This is a genomic window from Arthrobacter globiformis, assembly GCF_030818015.1.
GTDB lineage: Bacteria > Actinomycetota > Actinomycetes > Actinomycetales > Micrococcaceae > Arthrobacter > Arthrobacter globiformis_C.
Genome location: NZ_JAUSZX010000001.1, coordinates 4,175,963 through 4,192,057, shown reverse-complemented (window position 1 = coordinate 4,192,057; position 16,095 = coordinate 4,175,963). Strand labels below are relative to the sequence as shown.

The following is a 16,095-nucleotide window of genomic DNA, read 5'->3' as shown; positions in this document are numbered from 1 at the left end:
GCAGCCCAGGGTGCTGCTGCGGATGGGCCGGTCCCGGGGCGCTGGCCCACTCCGGGTCCGGGGCGGCGAATGTGCGCCGACGTGGCAATCAACACCATTGTGTGCTCCCGGAAGCGCGGCAACAAGTGAAAGTATGGGGGTGGGCGGGCCTCGGCGCGCCCAGTCAGTAATCCGGCACGTCCAATGCAGTACGTTCCACGCAGGAGCTTCCAACCAGAGGACAGACCATGGCCAAAGGGATATATGTCAGCGCGACCACTCCGGGATCGGGGAAGTCGCTCATAGCGCTGGGCCTGGCGGACACGCTCCACCGGCACGCGGACCGGATCGGATTCTTCAAACCCGTGGTGCACGGCGACGACGCCGGCGCGGATCCGATGGTGGCGCTCATGAAGTCCCGCTTCGACCTGGACGACCAGCGCTGCCGCGGCGGGCTGACGTTCACCGAGGTCCGCGGCCTGCTCGCAGAGGGCAGGCGCGAGGACATCGACTCCCGCTGCGTGGAGATCTTCGCCGAGATGGGCCGGCACTGCGACGTGATCATCGTGGAGGGGACGGACCTCACCGGCCACGACGCCGCCGTCGAATTCGACCTCAACGCACGCCTGGCCAACAACCTGGCCGCGCCCGTCGTCGCGGTGGTGGGCGCCAAGGGGCGCAGCGTGGCGGAGGCCGCGGCCGCCGTCGACGTCGCCCGTAAGGAACTCGCCGCCGAAAAGTGCTCGCTGCTGGCCATGATGGTGAACCGGGCGGACCCGGAGGACGTGGACGCCATCATTGCCGCCGTAAAGCCGGGCGCGTCCGGCCGGCCGGTGTACGTTTTCCCGGAGCTGGAGGACATCGCCCGGCCCACCACCGGCGAGGTGGGCACGGCGCTGGCGCTGCGGCAGATCGCCGGCCGCGCTGACATGGAGCGGGACGTCCGGGACGTCAAGGTCGCCGCCATGAATGTGGGCAACTTCCTGAACGTGCTCGACGACGGCGCGCTGGTGATCGTGCCCGGTGACCGGGCGGACGTGATGGTGGCCTGCCTGGCGTCGTCCTTCTCGCCCGAGTTCCCGGTGCCGTCCGGGCTGATCCTCACCGGCGGCCTGGCTCCGGACGCCAACATCTATCCGCTGCTGGCCTCCGCCCCGTTCCCGGTGTTCGCCACGGAGGATGACACCTACACCACGGCCCGGCGCGTGTCCGAGGTCCGCAGCGAGATCTGGAGCGGCCACCGGCGGAAGGTGGCGTCCGCGCTGGGCCTGTGGTCCCGGCAGGTGGACGAGGCCGAGATGCTCGAGCGCCTGCACCTGCCCCGCGCCGAACGGATGACCCCGCTGCGGTTCCTGCACGACCTCATCGAGCGGGCCCGCTCCCAGCGCCGGCACATCGTCCTGCCGGAGGGCAAGGACATCCGGATCCTGAAGGCCGCCGAGATCCTGCACCGCCGGGACGTCTGCGACCTCACGCTGCTGGGCCGGGAAGCCGACGTCCGGGAGCTCGCCGCCAGCCGGGGCATCGACCTCGCCGGCATCAACATCGTGGACCCCGCCACCTCCGAGCTGCGCCAGGACTTCGCCGCCAGGTACGCCGAGCTCCGGGCGCACAAGGGCGTTGACCTGGCCCGGGCGCTGGAGGTCATGCAGGACGAAAGCTACTTCGGCACCATGATGGTCCAGCTGGGCGTGGTGGACGGTATGGTCTCCGGCGCCGCGCACACCACGGCCCACACCATCCGGCCTGCCCTGGAGTTCGTGAAGACCCGGCAGGGCGTGAAGATCGTCTCCTCGGTGTTCCTCATGCTCATGCCGGACCGCGTGCTGGTCTACGGCGACTGCGCGGTGAACCCGGACCCCAACGTGGAGCAGCTCGCGGACATAGCCCTGGCCTCCGCCGAGACCGCGGCCCAGTTCGGGGTGGAGCCGCGCGTGGCCATGCTGTCCTACTCCACCGGCGGCTCCGGCTCGGGCGAGGCTGTGGAGGAAGTCCGGCAGGCCACCGACCTGGTCAGGGAACGCCGCCCGGATCTCGCCGTCGAGGGCCCCATCCAGTACGACGCCGCCGTGGACGCCTCCATCGCCGAGTCCAAGATGCCCGGCTCGTCCGTCGCCGGGCAGGCGACGGTGTTCATCTTCCCGGACCTGAACACCGGCAACAACACGTACAAGGCGGTGCAGCAGAGCTCCGGAGCGGTCGCCGTCGGGCCCGTCCTGCAGGGGCTGCGCAAGCCCGTCAACGACCTCTCCCGCGGCTGCACCGTGGAAGACATCGTGAACACGGTGGCCATCACCGCGATCCAGGCGCAGACAGCGGCACCCGCCACCGGCACCACAGAACCGTCCGCCGTCTCAGCAGTCAAGGCTTAGGAGGCCCCATGCTCGTGCTCGTCATCAACTCCGGCTCGTCCTCGCTCAAGTACCAGGTGCGCGACGTCGCCGAAGGCAGCGTGCTCACCGAAGGGCTGATCGAGCGGATCGGCGTGTCCAACGGCGGCCAGGGCGACGGCGAGGTGGTGGGCCCGGCAGACCACGCCGAAGCCCTCGAGCAGGTGGACGCGGCCATCCACGACGTGCTGGGCGAAAGGCAGCTGGACGCGGTGGGGCACCGCGTGGTGCACGGCGGCGAGCGGTTCGGCGAACCCGTGCTGATCGACAACGAGATCACCCGCGCCATCGAACGGCTCAACCCGCTCGCGCCGCTGCACAACCCCGCCAACGTGCTGGGCATCCGCGCCATCACCAAGAAGTGGCCGGACATGCCGCAGGTGGCCGTGTTCGATACCGCCTTCCACCGCAGCCTGCCCGAGCACGCCTGGCGCTACGCCGTTCCGGATGAGCTCTACACCAACCACGGGATCCGCCGGTACGGCTTCCACGGGACCTCACACGAATACGTCACCGCCCGTGCCGCCGCGCTGCTGGATATCCCGGTGGAGGAGTTCGACGGCGTCATCGCCCACCTCGGCAACGGGGCCTCCGTCACGGCAATCCGGGGCGGCAAGTCCGTGGACACGTCGATGGGCTTCACGCCGCTGGAGGGCCTGGTCATGGGCACCCGCTCCGGCGACCTGGACCCGTCCATCCTGGTGTTCCTGGCCCGCACCGGCTGGAACGCCGAGGACCTCGATTCGATGCTCAACCGCGAGTCCGGGCTCAAGGGGCTCGCCGGCAACAACGACATGCGCTCGGTGGTGGAGGCGGCCGAATCCGGTGATTCCCGCGCGGCCACCGCGCTGGCGGTCACCTCCTACCGGCTCGCCAAGTACATCGGCGGCTACCACGTGGCGGTCGGCGGGGCCAAGGCGCTGGTGTTCACCGCCGGGATCGGCGAGAACTCGCACCAGTTCCGCTCTCTGGTGGGGGAGCGTCTGGGGGCGCTGGGCATCGAGCTCGACGCCGGGCTGAACAGCGAGCGGTCCAAGGAACCCCGCGTGATTTCCACCGAAGCGTCCGCCATCCCCGTGCTGGTGGTGCCCACGGACGAAGAGCGCGCCATCGCCGAGGCAACAGCCGCCGTCGTCGGGGGCTAGGCTCGGGGCTAAGCGCTCGGGGCGCAACAACTCGGGCCGCAGCAAACGGCCTCAGCCGGGCCAGATGTCCTGCCACGCGAGGCGTTCGGTGAACTCGGCCGCGGGGAGGGGGCGGCTGAAGTAGTACCCCTGCCCGCTGACGCAGCCGGTGTTCCGCAGATGCTCGGCCTGCTCCGCGTTTTCCACGCCCTCCCACACGGCCTCGAGCCCGCAGGCCCGGATGAGCTGCAGGATGGCCGCGATCAGTGCAGGCTGCGCGGGGTCGCTGCCGAGTGCCGTGAGCAGTGTCCGGTCCACCTTGACGCGGTCCACGGGCAGGCGCCGCAGGTAGCTGATGGAGGAATACCCGGTGCCGAAGTCGTCGATCTCCAGGCCCACACCGAGCTGCCGCAGGCTGGCGAGCGTGTACCGGTCGAGCTCGTTGCCCTTGATGATGTCGCTCTCCGTCAGCTCCAGGACCAGCAGCGCAGGCTCGAGGTTCGCGGCGGTGAGCGCGTCCCGCACGTCCTCGATGAACTCCAGCCGCTGCAGGTCCGCGGCCGAGACGTTGATGCGCATGTCGAAGTTGTGGCGGCCGGTTTCCGGGGAACTGCGCCAGCGCCGGAGCTGCTCCACGGAGTTCCTGAGCACCCAGTTGCCGAGCTCCGAAATGAGTCCCGTCTCCTCGGCGACCGGGATGAATTCGTCCGGCATGATCAGGCCGCGCTTGGGGTGTCCCCAGCGGACCAGGGCCTCCACACCCTCGATTTTCCCTGAGGCAAGCTCGATGACCGGCTGGTAGTACAGCACCAGCTGGTCGGTGGCGATGGCCTCGCGCAGTTCCCCGACCAGCTGGTTGCGGAGCTGCCGGGCGTGGAGCATGGCCGGTTCGAACACCCGCAGCTTGTTGCGGGCGTCGGCCTTGGAGGCGTACATCGCGATGTCTGCCTCCATCAGCAGTTCCTCGGACGTCTCGCCGGGATCGGCAATCCTCAGGCCCAGGCTCGCGCCGCAGCGGATGGTCTTGCCGTCCACTTCCAGGGTCCCGTTAAGGGAATCCAGGATCCGGTTTCCGACGGCGGACGCCTTGGCCGGGGTGGTGGCAGGGAGCAGGACGGCGAACTCGTCGCCGCCCAGCCGGGCCACCATGTCGCCGTCGCGCACGCACGCACGGATCCGTTCCCCCACAGTGGCCAGCACCTGGTCACCCACAGAGTGGCCCAGTGAATCGTTGATGCTCTTGAAGGCGTCCAGGTCCAGCAACAGCAGCGCCGGCGGCAGCCCGCCGTCGGCCGCTTCCGCCTGGGCACCGTTGACGGCGCTGACCAGCGCCGACCGGTTGTAGAGTCCCGTCAGGGAATCGGTGAGCGCCATCTGCTGGAGCTCTTTGTGCGCCGCGTTGAGCATCCGCGTGCGCGATTCCACGCGCTCCTCGAGCTCCTGGTAGATGATCTGCAGGTCCTCGGCGAGCAGGTTGGTGCCCATGATCACCGCATCCAGCTCGTCCCGAGCCTCGGAAATCTCAATGCGCGAGTGCAGTTCCCCGGCCGCCAGTCGGACGATGCCGTCGAGCAGCTTCCCGAGCCGCGGGTCGTCGTTAGAGAACATCGTCAAGGCAGCTCAACCAGTCCAGGGCGTCGTTTTCGGCGGTGAAATAGCGGGCCGGCACGGAGCTGAATTCGCCGCCCAGCAGAAAGTGCCCCAGCAGCCTGTCCACGGGGGATTCGCCCAGGATCGCCCAGGCGGACACCGAGGGGATCGCCGCGTAGGCGGCCCGCGCCGCGCGGTTTACCGACCTCACCCCGGTCAGTTCAAGCACGACGGCGACCCTCCGGTCCCCGGCCAGCTCACCAAGGCGGCTGTACAGCTGGGCGGCCGCGGTCTCGTTCAGATCGGCGCCGCGCGGGAGCACCGCCTTCACGGCGGGGCCGGGCAGCACAGTGAAGGCAACGACGGGGGCGGGAGCCGGGCGAGTCAAGGCCTCCGGCCGCAGCGGTGCGGCACCGGGAAACACTGTCGCTTCTGGCATTTACCCCCCCTGGAGAAATTGCTGTTGGCGCCGGTCCGAAGGCTCCGTTGAGGCGATGAAACCACGGACGGTGGCGCTACGCTCCGGTGCAGCAGCTGTATCGAACAGCGTAGCGGCCTCGTCAAGTATCTGCAGTGATTCCGGTTCGTGTCCCTGCGCCATCAGCGCCCTGCCCAGGACGAACGTCGCCTCTGCCGCGGTCTGGGTGGCGAGGATGGGAAACTTGCTCCGAAGCGGAGTCAGGAGGCTGATCGCCGCTTCCATGTCCCCGGTGAGGTAGTACCAGTGGGCGCGGACCAGGGACATTTCCAGGATGTCCCGTTCGCTGCCGCCCACCACCTCGGTAGCGAGCTCGGCGCGCTCGATGCAGCGTAGCGTTGCGGCGTCACCCAGCTTGGCCTGGAGGCGCATTTCCGCGGAAGCGCGGTTGAAGCGCGCCCACAGGTCGACGTCCTGCGAGGGGGAGAGTTTGCCGGCGGCGAGGTCGTGGTAGTGGCCGCCTTCGTTGACCCGGTTACTGAGGAACGCGACGTTGCCGATCACCCAATAGGCCTTGCCGGCCGTGTCCTCATCCACGTGGTCGGTGAGCAGCGACTCCAGGTCCAGGCACTCCTGCCAGGCTTCCTCGTGGCGGCCGCTTTCCGCGAGGGCCGCAATGAGGGCCTGCTGGGCCTGGATGTGCAGGTAGACGTTCTCAGAGTCTCCGGCCACGAGCCGGGCGGCCGTGGAAGCGGCATCCACCGCTTCGGGGAGCCGGCCGAGGCCCTGCAGTGAATGTGCCAGCAGAATTGCTGCCCGGGCGCCCAGATCGGGTGCGGAATTGGCAACGGGATGGGCAGCCAGTTCACCGGCGAGTTGCTGGCACTCCTGGATGGATCCCTGGTCCCGCAGGCATTCGGCCTGCAGCAGGACCATCTTCCACCAGCGCAGCTCGTCCCCGGCCTCCTGGGCAAGCTCGGCGGCGTGCCTGGCCTCGGCATATCCTGCGGCGTAGTCCCGCCGCTTCCAGCTTTCGCGCGCAGCCAACTCCGCGATCACGAATGGTGACAAGTCGCGCTGCATAGGCATGCTCCCAATTATCCATACTCCGGGCCGTGTTAGACCGCGGAATGGGGCCGAACTCCGCTTGTTACGGCAATTGCAATACGCCAACGGAAAAACATGGCAAATCCCATGGAATTGACAGGAAATGACTTGACCAAACCTTGATCCAGTGACCGTATACTGTGGCCCGTAATGTGTAATTCGGTTCAGGCTACAAACTACGAAAGGGAGCGCGGATGAAGAAACTTGCCGCAACACTTGTTATGACCGGCATCCTTGCAGTGGCAGGTTTCGCTGCTCCTGCAAACGCCGCCCCGAAGGACAAGGACACCACCACATCCTCCACTTCCAAGAGCGACGTCAACTACGCAACCATCGGCTGGTGGCCCAACTAAGGTTGGCAGCAGCTAGCCAGATTCTGGAAACCGCCCCGGACCTCCAGGTCCGGGGCGGTTTCCGTTTGGGGTGAGATGGGCGAGGGCGGTCAGTCGGTTTGGGGCGCTCCGGCCGCTTCGTCGCCGTCGGCCTCGTCGTCGTCCGTTTCTTCGGCCTGGGGGCCGTCGACCGGAAGGCGCACGGAGACGATCGTTCCCTCGCCCAGCTCGGAGGACAGGTCCAGAGAACCGCCGTGGCGCCGGACGATGTCATGCGCGATGGCGAGGCCCAGTCCGCTGCCCGGAATGGCCGCGGACGAGGCGTTGGACGCCCGGTAGAAACGGGTAAAGACCCGGGCGATTTCCTGCTCCGGAATTCCGACGCCGGTGTCCGTGACGTTGACGACGGCGTACGGACTGCCGGCCTCGGAAGCGGCGGTCATGAAGCTGATGCTGATTCGGCCGCCGTTCGGGGTGAACTTGATGGCGTTGGCAACGATGTTGGTAAAGACCTGCTCCAGCTGGGCCTCGTCGGCCTGGACCTTCACGTCCTCGTGCGAGTCGGCGCCGGTGATGGTGACGTTCCGCGAATCGGCGAGCGGGCGCAGTGCGGCCACGACGATCCGCAGGACCTGGCCGAGCTCCACCTGCTTCAGGCTTAGGTTGCCGGACCCGTCCTGCTGCGAGACTGTGAGCATGTCCTCGATCAGCCGCCGGAGCCGGTCTGAATTCCGCGAGATGACGTCCATCATGGACTCGATGCCCGGGGGAACGGGGCCGCCTGCGCCGTCGCGGATCATGTCGAGGTAGGCCGTGATGGAAGTGAGCGGCGTGCGGAGCTCGTGGTTGACCGTGGCCAGGAAGTCCGTTTTTGCCTTGTCCAGCTCCCGGAGCTGCTGCAGCACCTGCAGCTGCGCGCTGATCAGATGACCCTGGATGAGGCTGTGGGCGAGGTTGCCGGCCACGTGCTGGATGAGGGCAATCTCGGCCCTGGTCCAGTCACGCGGCTCGTTCAGCTGCGCGATCCAGATGACCCCCAGCGCCGACTCGCCCTCACCCACGGGCAAGCAAACCGAAGCGCGGACAGAGGCCAGGCCGGACCATTTCCGCAGTCCCTCGGCCAGGGCGGCAGACTGGTCCGTCCGGTGATCCGGAACGGCCAGGGCCTCGGCGGCCGACCACAGCGACGTGGTCTGCTCCCGGGCCGCGTCCTCGAATGTTCGGAGCGTGTCCGGCAGCTTGGCATGGCCTGGCCGCGACCACTGGGCGCTGATCCGTGGCACGCGCGAATCCTGGAAGGTGGTGAACCAGACGTGGTCCACCGCGAGGGACTCCCCAAAGCCGCGGACCAGGTGGCCGGCCATCTGCTGGGGGCTGTTGGTTCCGCGGATGGCGGCGGAGACGTTGCGGAGGCTTTCGCGCAGGAACTCGGCTGCGGCCCGGATGCGGCGGCGTTCCCTTGCCCGGCGTATCAGGGTCTCAACCCGGTGGGTCAGCTCCGGGGGAGCCGCGTCGCGGGAGATGTAATCGGCGATGCCCCAGGGCTCAAGCTGGGCAAGGTCGAAGTCACCGGCGAGGTCCACCAGGAGCAGCACCGGTGTGCCTTCCCACCGGTAACCGTCCGTCAGCGCCGTATCAAGAAGTACGACGGCGGGCCGGTTGCCTTCCAGCTCTTGGGCGAGGGATCCGGAGTCGGGCGCCTTGCGGACGGTGAACCCGGCATGGGTGAGGACAGACGCCACGGAAGCCAGGCGGGCGGCATCCGTGAGTGCGACCACCGCTTCGCGAGGTGCGGAGGGGTACTCCGCCGGTGCCTGGACCATGTGCCCCCTGTGTTGCGAGTGCCTTTTGAGGCTACCGTGAATTTGGACTCACATTATCAGTCGGCGGGCCGCTGGCCGCGTCCTGGAGGGATGTACCTTGATACTTGTCCACATTAGCCACCGCGGAGGTTTGATTTGAATTCCAACAGCACCGGACGGAACACGCTGTTCAACCTGGAATTGGATGCCGAAGGCCTGCTGCGCCTGACTTGGGCCAGGGGCGCCAGCATCACCGAGGCGGACGCCCAGGCAGCCATGGCGCAGGTCAATGCGCTCTGCGGCGACAGCCGTTACCCCATGCTCGTGGATATGGCCACCACCGCCGATGTGAGCCGCGGGGCCCGTGCGGTGTTCGGCCGTCCCTGCCAGGCCTCACGGATTGCGCTGCTCGGTGCGTCGCCGGTGGACCGGGTGATTGCTAACTTCATCCTTGGCATCAACAAGCTCCCCTGCCCCACGAGGTTCTTCACTGACAAGGCCGAGGCCCACGCCTGGCTGAAGGTTCGGTAGTCCTTTGCTGGCTCCCTAAATGCGTCAGCGGGCCTGAGGGGTCAGCGGGCCTGGAGCACCGCGAAATAGCCCGGGATCTTTTCCGGGCGGTCAACGGATGTGAGGGGGCGGGTTTCGATGGTCACCGGACCGTCTTCCACCACATCCCAGCGGGCCTCGGGAAACGCCCGCCTGCGCTGCTCGGTGCCGAAACGCCCGGGCATGGGCAGTCCGCGGATGGCCTTCTCGAGAGGCCCGGGGATGGAGTGCAGCGTGGCTCCGAGATGGCTGACGTACTGGATCGGATTCCCGCGGAAGTCGGTCTCGGCCAGGAACACGCGGCCCCGCTTGCCCACCAGGGGGTGCAGCTGCGCGGCCAGGGCCGCCTGCGCAGGTCTCTTGAGTACGTGCAGGACGCCCCGGATGAAGATGTTGGCTTCACCGGAGAACCCGGCAGCGGCCAGGGCGTCGGTCACAGCGCGGGTGCCCGCGGGTCCTGTCATGTCGGCCGACACGTAGGAGACCCGCTCGAGCCCTTCGGACTCGGCGGCTGCGCGGGCTATGGCGTTGGCCGACACGTCCACCCCCAGAACATGCGGAAAGTAGGCGGCAAGCGCGCGGCTGAAGGCGCCGCTGCCGCACCCGACATCGACGATGGGAAGGCTGGCGTCCAGCTGCCGCGTCAAGTGCGCCAGATACGCCTGCAGCTCGTGGTCGCTGCCAGAATCCCACAGCACGTCGCCGCGCGCTCCGGTTGCCCCGACCCTGCCCCAGTACTGGTCCCAGGCGAGGCTGGCGTCCTTGGGCGCGTTGGAGGAAAGCTTCACCAGTTTGGGAAGCAGCAGGTATTTCTTGAGCGCCGAGAGCATCTTTCAAATATATGTTGCCTGGGACACGTTACCGTTCAGTTTGAACTTACTGGCCTACGGGTTGCCGCCTACGGTGCTGCCGGCTCCTGGGCCGGTGACGCAGCCGCTGCGGTGCCGGGAGCCCCAGTAGTGGGGGCAGGTGCGGCGCCAGTGCTGGCCGGCGCAGGAGTGGCGCGGACCGGCGTCGTTCCCGTTCCTTGCGTGGGAACCGCGGGGTCCGCCGTCGTTCCTGGAGATGGCACACCCGGTGGCGGCCCACCCGGCGACCTCCCACCCGGCGTCGGTTCACCTGACTCGGATCCCGGGTCCGTGTCAGCCCCGTCACCAGCCCCGGGCGATGGCGTGGAGCCCGGCGACTGAGTGCTGGTGCCGGCCTGGGGATTGGCGCTGGGGTCGGTCCGGATGATGTCCATCAGCTGTGCCTTGTAGGCGCTCAACCGTCCCTCGATCTCGGACAGGGGAACACCCTGCAGGGTGCGTCCGAACTCAGCGATCTCCTGCCACAGCGCATTGAGCCGGGCCATGCCATCCCCGCTGAGCGGCCCTTCCAGCGTGAGCACCAGCTGGCTGGCCAGGGCGTATGTCAGGCACCGGACGCAGTTGTAGTTCGCGGCGGCGGAAAGGTTCTCGGGCACCACCACATCCGCCTGACCAACGATGAGTACCACTTGGAATCCGATGGCCACCGCTGCGCAGTCCGCGCAGTTAGCGAATGCGTACGCCTCGTTGCGAGTGTCCACCGGTCCCTCCTCTGCCCACACCAGCGCGAACGCGACATCGTAGGTGATGGATCCGTCGGTCGTGTTCACCGCGAGTGCCTGGTTGCCGTACTCCTCCGGGGCCGGGGGCTTGTCGAATGGAAAGACCCACGACGGAGGCGCGGCGCCGCCGGCTGCTTTATCCGCGCCCTCGTCCGGCTCCGGCTCGCCGGGCGCGGAAGCCGGTTCCGCTGCCTGCCTCGGCACGAGGACCATGCTGAGCTGCGGCTGCTCCCGGGTGGGCAGCGCCGTGCCGTCCGGCCACAGCGCCACCGTCTGCCCACTCCGGCCTTCCTGAAGGGCTCCGTCTGGGGCAGCCAGGGCGGGATAGACGGTGGCCGTGGCGTCGAGGAGTGTCCCGCGTTCGTACGGCTGCACCGGGCGGTAGTTGTCAGGCAGCGGCCACCAGGCCCACGCCAGCCCGGCAACGACGGCGCCGGCCGCTGCCATCGCGGTGGCGCGCTGCAGCGGCTTGCCCCGGGTCTTGGTCCAGAGCCCGGTGATGAGCTGCCGCGCCAGCCGGAGCAGCATGTACACCATGCCAGCCACAGGAAGGACGACGGCGGCAATCGCCAGGAACCGCACAGCAGCGTCGGCAAAGTTCCCATCCGCCAGGCTGCCGGACAGCAGGGCCTGCTGGTGCTGCAGGCTCGCCCACGCGGTGCCCAGGAGCCGCGGAAAGGAGACGGCCGTCAGCACCAGGCTGACCAGCAGCATCGGGACAGTGACCAGGACCCAGACCGTGATGACGGCGCGCGCCCACGGCTTGAGGGCCCGCGCCTCGGGTTCGGGCTTGCCCCACCGCCATGGCAGGAGCCCGAGCAAAGTGGGACGGATCCGCTGGAACAGGTCCGGCACGCCCGTGGCATCGGCAAGGATGTGGTAGCCGTCGAAGCGGACCAGGGGCAGCAACTGGCGCACCATCTGCAGGATCTGCGTGAGCACCACCAGGAGCAGCGCATCGAGACCCGTGGCCCACCAGGCACCCATGGTGGCAACGGCAACCATGGCGTTGAAGTACAGCCCGCCGATATCCGTGCGAAGCCTGCCGCCGCGCCCCAGCCGGTAGGAATCGGTGACGTCCGTGTAGAAGGCGGGCCAGACGAGGTAGAGCCCGGCACCCATCGCGCCCGGAGTGGCGCCGCCCCGGCGTGCGGCCGCCGCGTGGCCGAATTCGTGGAAGCCGGCCGACAGGACCGTCACGGCGAAAATCAACAGGAGCAGCCACGGGTTCGCGAAGGCGTCGTGCGTGGCGGACGCCAGGCCCTTGACCATCAAAACCCACCAGCACGAGGCCAGAAATCCCGCGGCGACAACTGCCACGATCAGTGGATTGAACAGCACAGCGAACGGCGCTGTCAGCTTCCGGGTGAGCGCGGGGTCCGTGACCGTGTACCGGAACCGCATGCCCAGCAGCGGATTCGCCCTGCGGACCTCGGGCTGCGACCCGTCCGCCAGCCGCAGCAGGCCGAGGGGGAGCAGTTGGCCCTCGATCAGTGTCCTGACGTTGTCCTCGCTGATGAGCCGGCCGGACCGCGTGCTCGCCACCTCGGCGATCTCATCGAGATCCCGCACACCGTCGATGGCGTCAAGGACCTGAAAAAGCAGCCGCGTGAGCTGGATGGTCTGGCCGTCCGCACGGCGGACCAGCGAGGGGGCCTCACGGTAGCCCGATCCCTTGGCCTCGCCAATGAGCTGGATTCCCTCCGCCCGCACGGGCGCTTCGCCGTGATTGGTGCCAGGACTCATTACGACGGCGGTCCGCTCGCCTTGGGCGGGGGAGGAACCCGCCGCCGTCGGACCGGGTGATGGAATCGGGCCGGTTGCGGGATTCGCATCGGGTGTTGGTGAAGGGGAGGCCGGCGGGCCGCCCCTGCCGGGCGGCCCGCTGTGTTTGGCGCTCATTCAGGAACTACTGCTGCAGATCGGACTGCTGATCTGCCGATGCGGTGGCCTCGCCGTCGATATCCTGGGTGATGATGGCGTCCTGCTGGGCCACGGCGAAGGCGTCGCTGTCGATCGAGCCGATGTTGGCTGCCACTGCGGCGTCAATGGGCGCTGCGACGTTGGCGTTCGCGGCCACGGCGCCGTTGATCGGGGCGGCGATGTCGGCGTCGGCCGCGAGGTCCACGTTGACGTTGAGGAGGTCTCCGTCGAGGGCAGTGGACGGATCCACGGGAAGGGCGCCGACACCTGTCCCGTCCGGAATGGTCCCGTCGGGAAGCGTCCCGTCGGGCAGGGGCGCAGCATCGGCGGTGCCTGCACCGGCTGCCTCGGCGCCAGTTGCGGCGGTACCCGTGCCCGCGGCATCCGAAGTCCCGCCGGCATCTGCAGTCCCGCCCTCTGCGCCTGACCCTTGGGTGATGGTGCTGTCCTGGACGGAGTCTGCCGTGGCGTCGGCGGTGATTCCCTGGTCGATGATGACTCCCTGGTCAGCGAGGGCCTGCGACTCTGAACCGAAGGACAGAACGTTCGCCGAGGCCGCGGCGTCGATGGGGGCTGCGACGTTCGCGTTGGCCGCCACGGCGAGGTCGATCGGCGCAGCTGCGCTGATGCCCAGGTCGAGGTCGGCGTTGAGGTCGAGTACGGACGCGACTTCCTTGTCCGGCAGGGCAGTGCCCCCCTGCGCATTCAGTTCGTCGTCGGAAAGCGGGGTCAGTCCCTGTTCATTGCTCACGCTATGCTCCAGTTCCGGCGCCGGATTCGCCGCCCCCAGCGGACAGCTGCACCGAGCCCGTATGCCCGTCAATAGTAAGCAGGATTACTAATTTCTGGAAACACCGGGCTCCGGATAGAGCGGAATCCAGGCAAACCCTTCCGCCGCACGGGGAGTCTGGTTCGCAGCGCCGTCACCCCTCACGGAGTCGGCTGAGCTTGAGCCCGGAGACTTACTTGAGCCCGGCGTCTGGCAGCAATTCCTTGGCACCCAGCGAATCCGCGATGAAAGCGTAGTCCCAGGCCCGCTCGCGCCACTGCACATAGCGGCCGGAGGCCCCGCCGTGGCCGCCGTCCATCTCGATTTTCATGAGGATCGGCTCGCTGCCCGTGGTCTTGTTGCGGAGTTCCTGCACCCACTTGGCCGGCTCCACGTAGAGCACCCGGGTGTCGTTGAAGGATGTGACCGCAGCAATCTTGGGATAGGCCACCTCGCGGACGTTCTCGTACGGGGTGTACGACTTCATGTACTCATACACCCCGGGATCGGTGATGGGGTTGCCCCATTCCTCCCACTCAAGGGCAGACAGCGGCAGCTCCGGGTCCAGGATGGAGTTCAGCGCGTCCACGAACGGAACCTGCGCCACAATGGCGGCGTACTTCTCCGGGGCGAGGTTGGCCACGGCGCCCATGAGGAGCCCGCCGGCGGACCCGCCCAGCGCGGCGATCCGGTCCGGAGCCACCCAGCCGGACTGCGCCAGCCAGTCTGTGGCCGCGATGAAGTCCGTGAACGTGTTTTTCTTGCTGAGCTTCTTGCCGTCCTCGTACCAGTGCCGGCCGAGTTCACCGCCTCCGCGGATGTGGGCAATCACGAACACAACTCCGCGGTCCAGCAGCGAAAGCCGGGCTATGCCGAAACCCGGATCCATGCTGAGCTCGTACGAGCCGTAGCCATAAACCAGTCCGGCCGCCGTCGAGTCCTGCTTGACGGCTTTGTGCCGCAGCACCGACAGGGGGACGCGGGTGCCGTCGGCGGCCTCGGCCCATTCGCGCGTGGCCACGTAATCCGAGCCATCGTAGCCGCCCAGCACCGGACTTTCCTTGCGCAGCAGGAGTTCGCCGGCTGGCTGCTCCGGGGTGGGCAGCACGAAGTCATACACGCGCGACGGCGTGAAGTAGGACGTGTAGCCCAGTCGGATCACGGGAGCCTCGTAGTCGGAGCCACCGACCCCCGCGGTGTACAGTTCCTCGTCGAACGCGGGTTCCACCGGCGCCTGCTGGGCTGGGGTCCCCAGCCCGGACAGCGACATCACCTGGACGCGCTCGATGGTGTCCTTCCGGATCGAGACCACGAGGTGGGTGGAAGTGACCCCCGCACCGTTGACCCGGACGTCGTCGGAATGCTCGACGACGGTGGTCCAGTGCTGCTCGGCCAGCGGCTTGGACAGCTCGGCCGGATCCACAAGCGAGACCATCGAGTTCACGGCGCCGCGGTTGTGGGTGATCAGGATGCGTTCCTGGCCATCGAGCAGGAACGGCTCGGCCTCATACAGCACGCGTTCGTTGCGGGAAATGACGGTGGACAGGCCGGCGTCGGGGTCGTCAAAGCGCAGCAGGCGCGTCTCGCTGTACTCGGAGCAGCCAATGCCGAGGACGAGGTGGCGCCGGTCTGAGGAGAGCTCAAAGCCCAGCCACATGGCGGCGTCGTCCTCCTGGTAAATCACCTCATCGTCGGTGACCGGAGTTCCCAGGACGTGGGATTTGACCTGGTATGGCCGCCACGAGTCATCCACCACGGTGTAAAAGATGCGGGTGCCGTCCGGGGAGAAGGACACGCCGTAGAAGACGTTCTCAATGACATCCGGCAGCAGTTCCCCGGTCCGCAGGTCCTTGATCCGCAGGGTGAACCGCTCGTCGCCAGCGTTGTCCACGGCGTAGGCGTAAAGGTGTCCGTCGATGGTCACAGCTGTGCCGCCCACCGAGAAGAACGGCTTGCCTTCGGCTTCGACGTTGCCGTCCAGCAGGACTTCTTCGCCAGGGATTTCGACGCCGGCCTCTACCGCCGGCGGAGTCCAGTCCGCCACCGGGTTGCCAGCGTTTTGGGCCCGGACGCGGCACTGGATGCCGTATTCCTTGCCCTCGACGGAGCGGCTGAAGTACCACCAGTCGTCCTTACGGTTCGGAACGGACAGGTCTGTCTCTTTGGTCCGGCCCTTGATCTCCTGGAAGATGGCCTCGCGCAGCGGTTCCTGGTGTGCCGTGAGGGCCTCCTGGTATGCGTTCTCGGCCTTCAGGTGCGCCACGACCTCCTCGGACTCCTTGTCCCGCAGCCACTCGTACTGGTCCACGAAAGTATCCCCGTGGTGCGTGCGCTCTGTGGGCACCCTCTTGGCGACGGGCGGCCGGGGCGTGGCAACGGCGGAGGAGCTTGCGGGTTGCTGCAGCGGAGTGTGGGTCATTCCCTCAATATATAGAGCCGCTCTGACATTTGGGCGGCCGTTCGCTACCGGGGGAGAGGCTGGCTTTTGACGCTCCCGCAAGCCGGCCGGGGCCCTGTCCCC

12 protein-coding genes are annotated in these 16,095 nt (G+C 67.7%); 4 read left to right on the top strand and 8 right to left on the bottom strand.

The annotated features are described in order from the left end of the window. Positions 1 to 227: 227 nt before the first annotated feature. A complete protein-coding gene (gene pta / locus QFZ23_RS19630) occupies positions 228 to 2,351 on the top strand; it encodes a phosphate acetyltransferase (protein WP_306925513.1) in 2,124 nt (707 codons plus the stop codon). Between the two features lie 8 nt (positions 2,352 to 2,359). After that, positions 2,360 to 3,514: an acetate kinase gene (locus QFZ23_RS19625; protein ID WP_306925511.1), complete on the top strand. Its 1,155-nt coding sequence runs from the start codon at positions 2,360 to 2,362 to the stop codon at positions 3,512 to 3,514. A gap of 51 nt (positions 3,515 to 3,565) precedes the next feature. Here the strand turns inward: QFZ23_RS19625 and QFZ23_RS19620 are convergent, their stop codons facing one another. Genes QFZ23_RS19620 through QFZ23_RS19610 form a run of 3 tightly spaced genes read right to left on the bottom strand, consistent with a single transcriptional unit; the run spans position 3,566 to position 6,590 of the window. Beyond that, on the bottom strand, positions 3,566 to 5,101 hold the full coding sequence (locus QFZ23_RS19620) for a putative bifunctional diguanylate cyclase/phosphodiesterase (protein WP_306926943.1): 1,536 nt from the start codon (positions 5,099 to 5,101) through the stop codon (positions 3,566 to 3,568). Then, entirely contained in the window at positions 5,091 to 5,522 is a 432-nt protein-coding gene (locus QFZ23_RS19615) for a DUF7793 family protein (RefSeq protein WP_306925509.1), read from the bottom strand. Before QFZ23_RS19615 ends, QFZ23_RS19620 begins: the two co-directional genes overlap by 11 nt. Next, positions 5,523 to 6,590, bottom strand: coding sequence for a tetratricopeptide repeat protein (locus tag QFZ23_RS19610; protein WP_306925507.1), 1,068 nt, complete (start codon positions 6,588 to 6,590; stop codon positions 5,523 to 5,525). It abuts the gene before it with no gap. Between the two features lie 212 nt (positions 6,591 to 6,802). Here QFZ23_RS19610 and QFZ23_RS19605 point away from each other — a divergent pair, with 212 nt between their 5' ends. Then, entirely contained in the window at positions 6,803 to 6,961 is a 159-nt protein-coding gene (locus QFZ23_RS19605) for a hypothetical protein (RefSeq protein WP_306925506.1), read from the top strand. A gap of 89 nt (positions 6,962 to 7,050) precedes the next feature. Here the strand turns inward: QFZ23_RS19605 and QFZ23_RS19600 are convergent, their stop codons facing one another. After that, a complete protein-coding gene (locus QFZ23_RS19600; RefSeq protein ID WP_306925504.1) occupies positions 7,051 to 8,763 on the bottom strand; it encodes a sensor histidine kinase in 1,713 nt (570 codons plus the stop codon). Positions 8,764 to 8,898: 135 nt separating this feature from the next. Between QFZ23_RS19600 and QFZ23_RS19595 the strand changes: the two genes are divergently transcribed. Then, entirely contained in the window at positions 8,899 to 9,273 is a 375-nt protein-coding gene (locus QFZ23_RS19595) for an STAS/SEC14 domain-containing protein (protein ID WP_306925502.1), read from the top strand. Positions 9,274 to 9,314: 41 nt separating this feature from the next. Here the strand turns inward: QFZ23_RS19595 and QFZ23_RS19590 are convergent, their stop codons facing one another. From QFZ23_RS19590 to QFZ23_RS19575, 4 genes are all read right to left on the bottom strand, one after another. Continuing rightward, on the bottom strand, positions 9,315 to 10,121 hold the full coding sequence (locus QFZ23_RS19590; RefSeq protein ID WP_306925500.1) for a class I SAM-dependent methyltransferase: 807 nt from the start codon (positions 10,119 to 10,121) through the stop codon (positions 9,315 to 9,317). A gap of 68 nt (positions 10,122 to 10,189) precedes the next feature. Next, a complete protein-coding gene (locus tag QFZ23_RS19585) occupies positions 10,190 to 12,628 on the bottom strand; it encodes a hypothetical protein (protein ID WP_306925498.1) in 2,439 nt (812 codons plus the stop codon). Between the two features lie 163 nt (positions 12,629 to 12,791). Then, positions 12,792 to 13,556: a peptidoglycan-binding protein gene (locus QFZ23_RS19580; protein WP_306925496.1), complete on the bottom strand. Its 765-nt coding sequence runs from the start codon at positions 13,554 to 13,556 to the stop codon at positions 12,792 to 12,794. A gap of 211 nt (positions 13,557 to 13,767) precedes the next feature. After that, positions 13,768 to 15,993 carry a S9 family peptidase gene (locus tag QFZ23_RS19575; protein ID WP_306925494.1) on the bottom strand — a complete coding sequence of 742 codons (2,226 nt, stop codon included), beginning with the start codon at positions 15,991 to 15,993 and terminating at the stop codon, positions 13,768 to 13,770. Between the last annotated feature and the right edge of the window lie 102 nt (positions 15,994 to 16,095).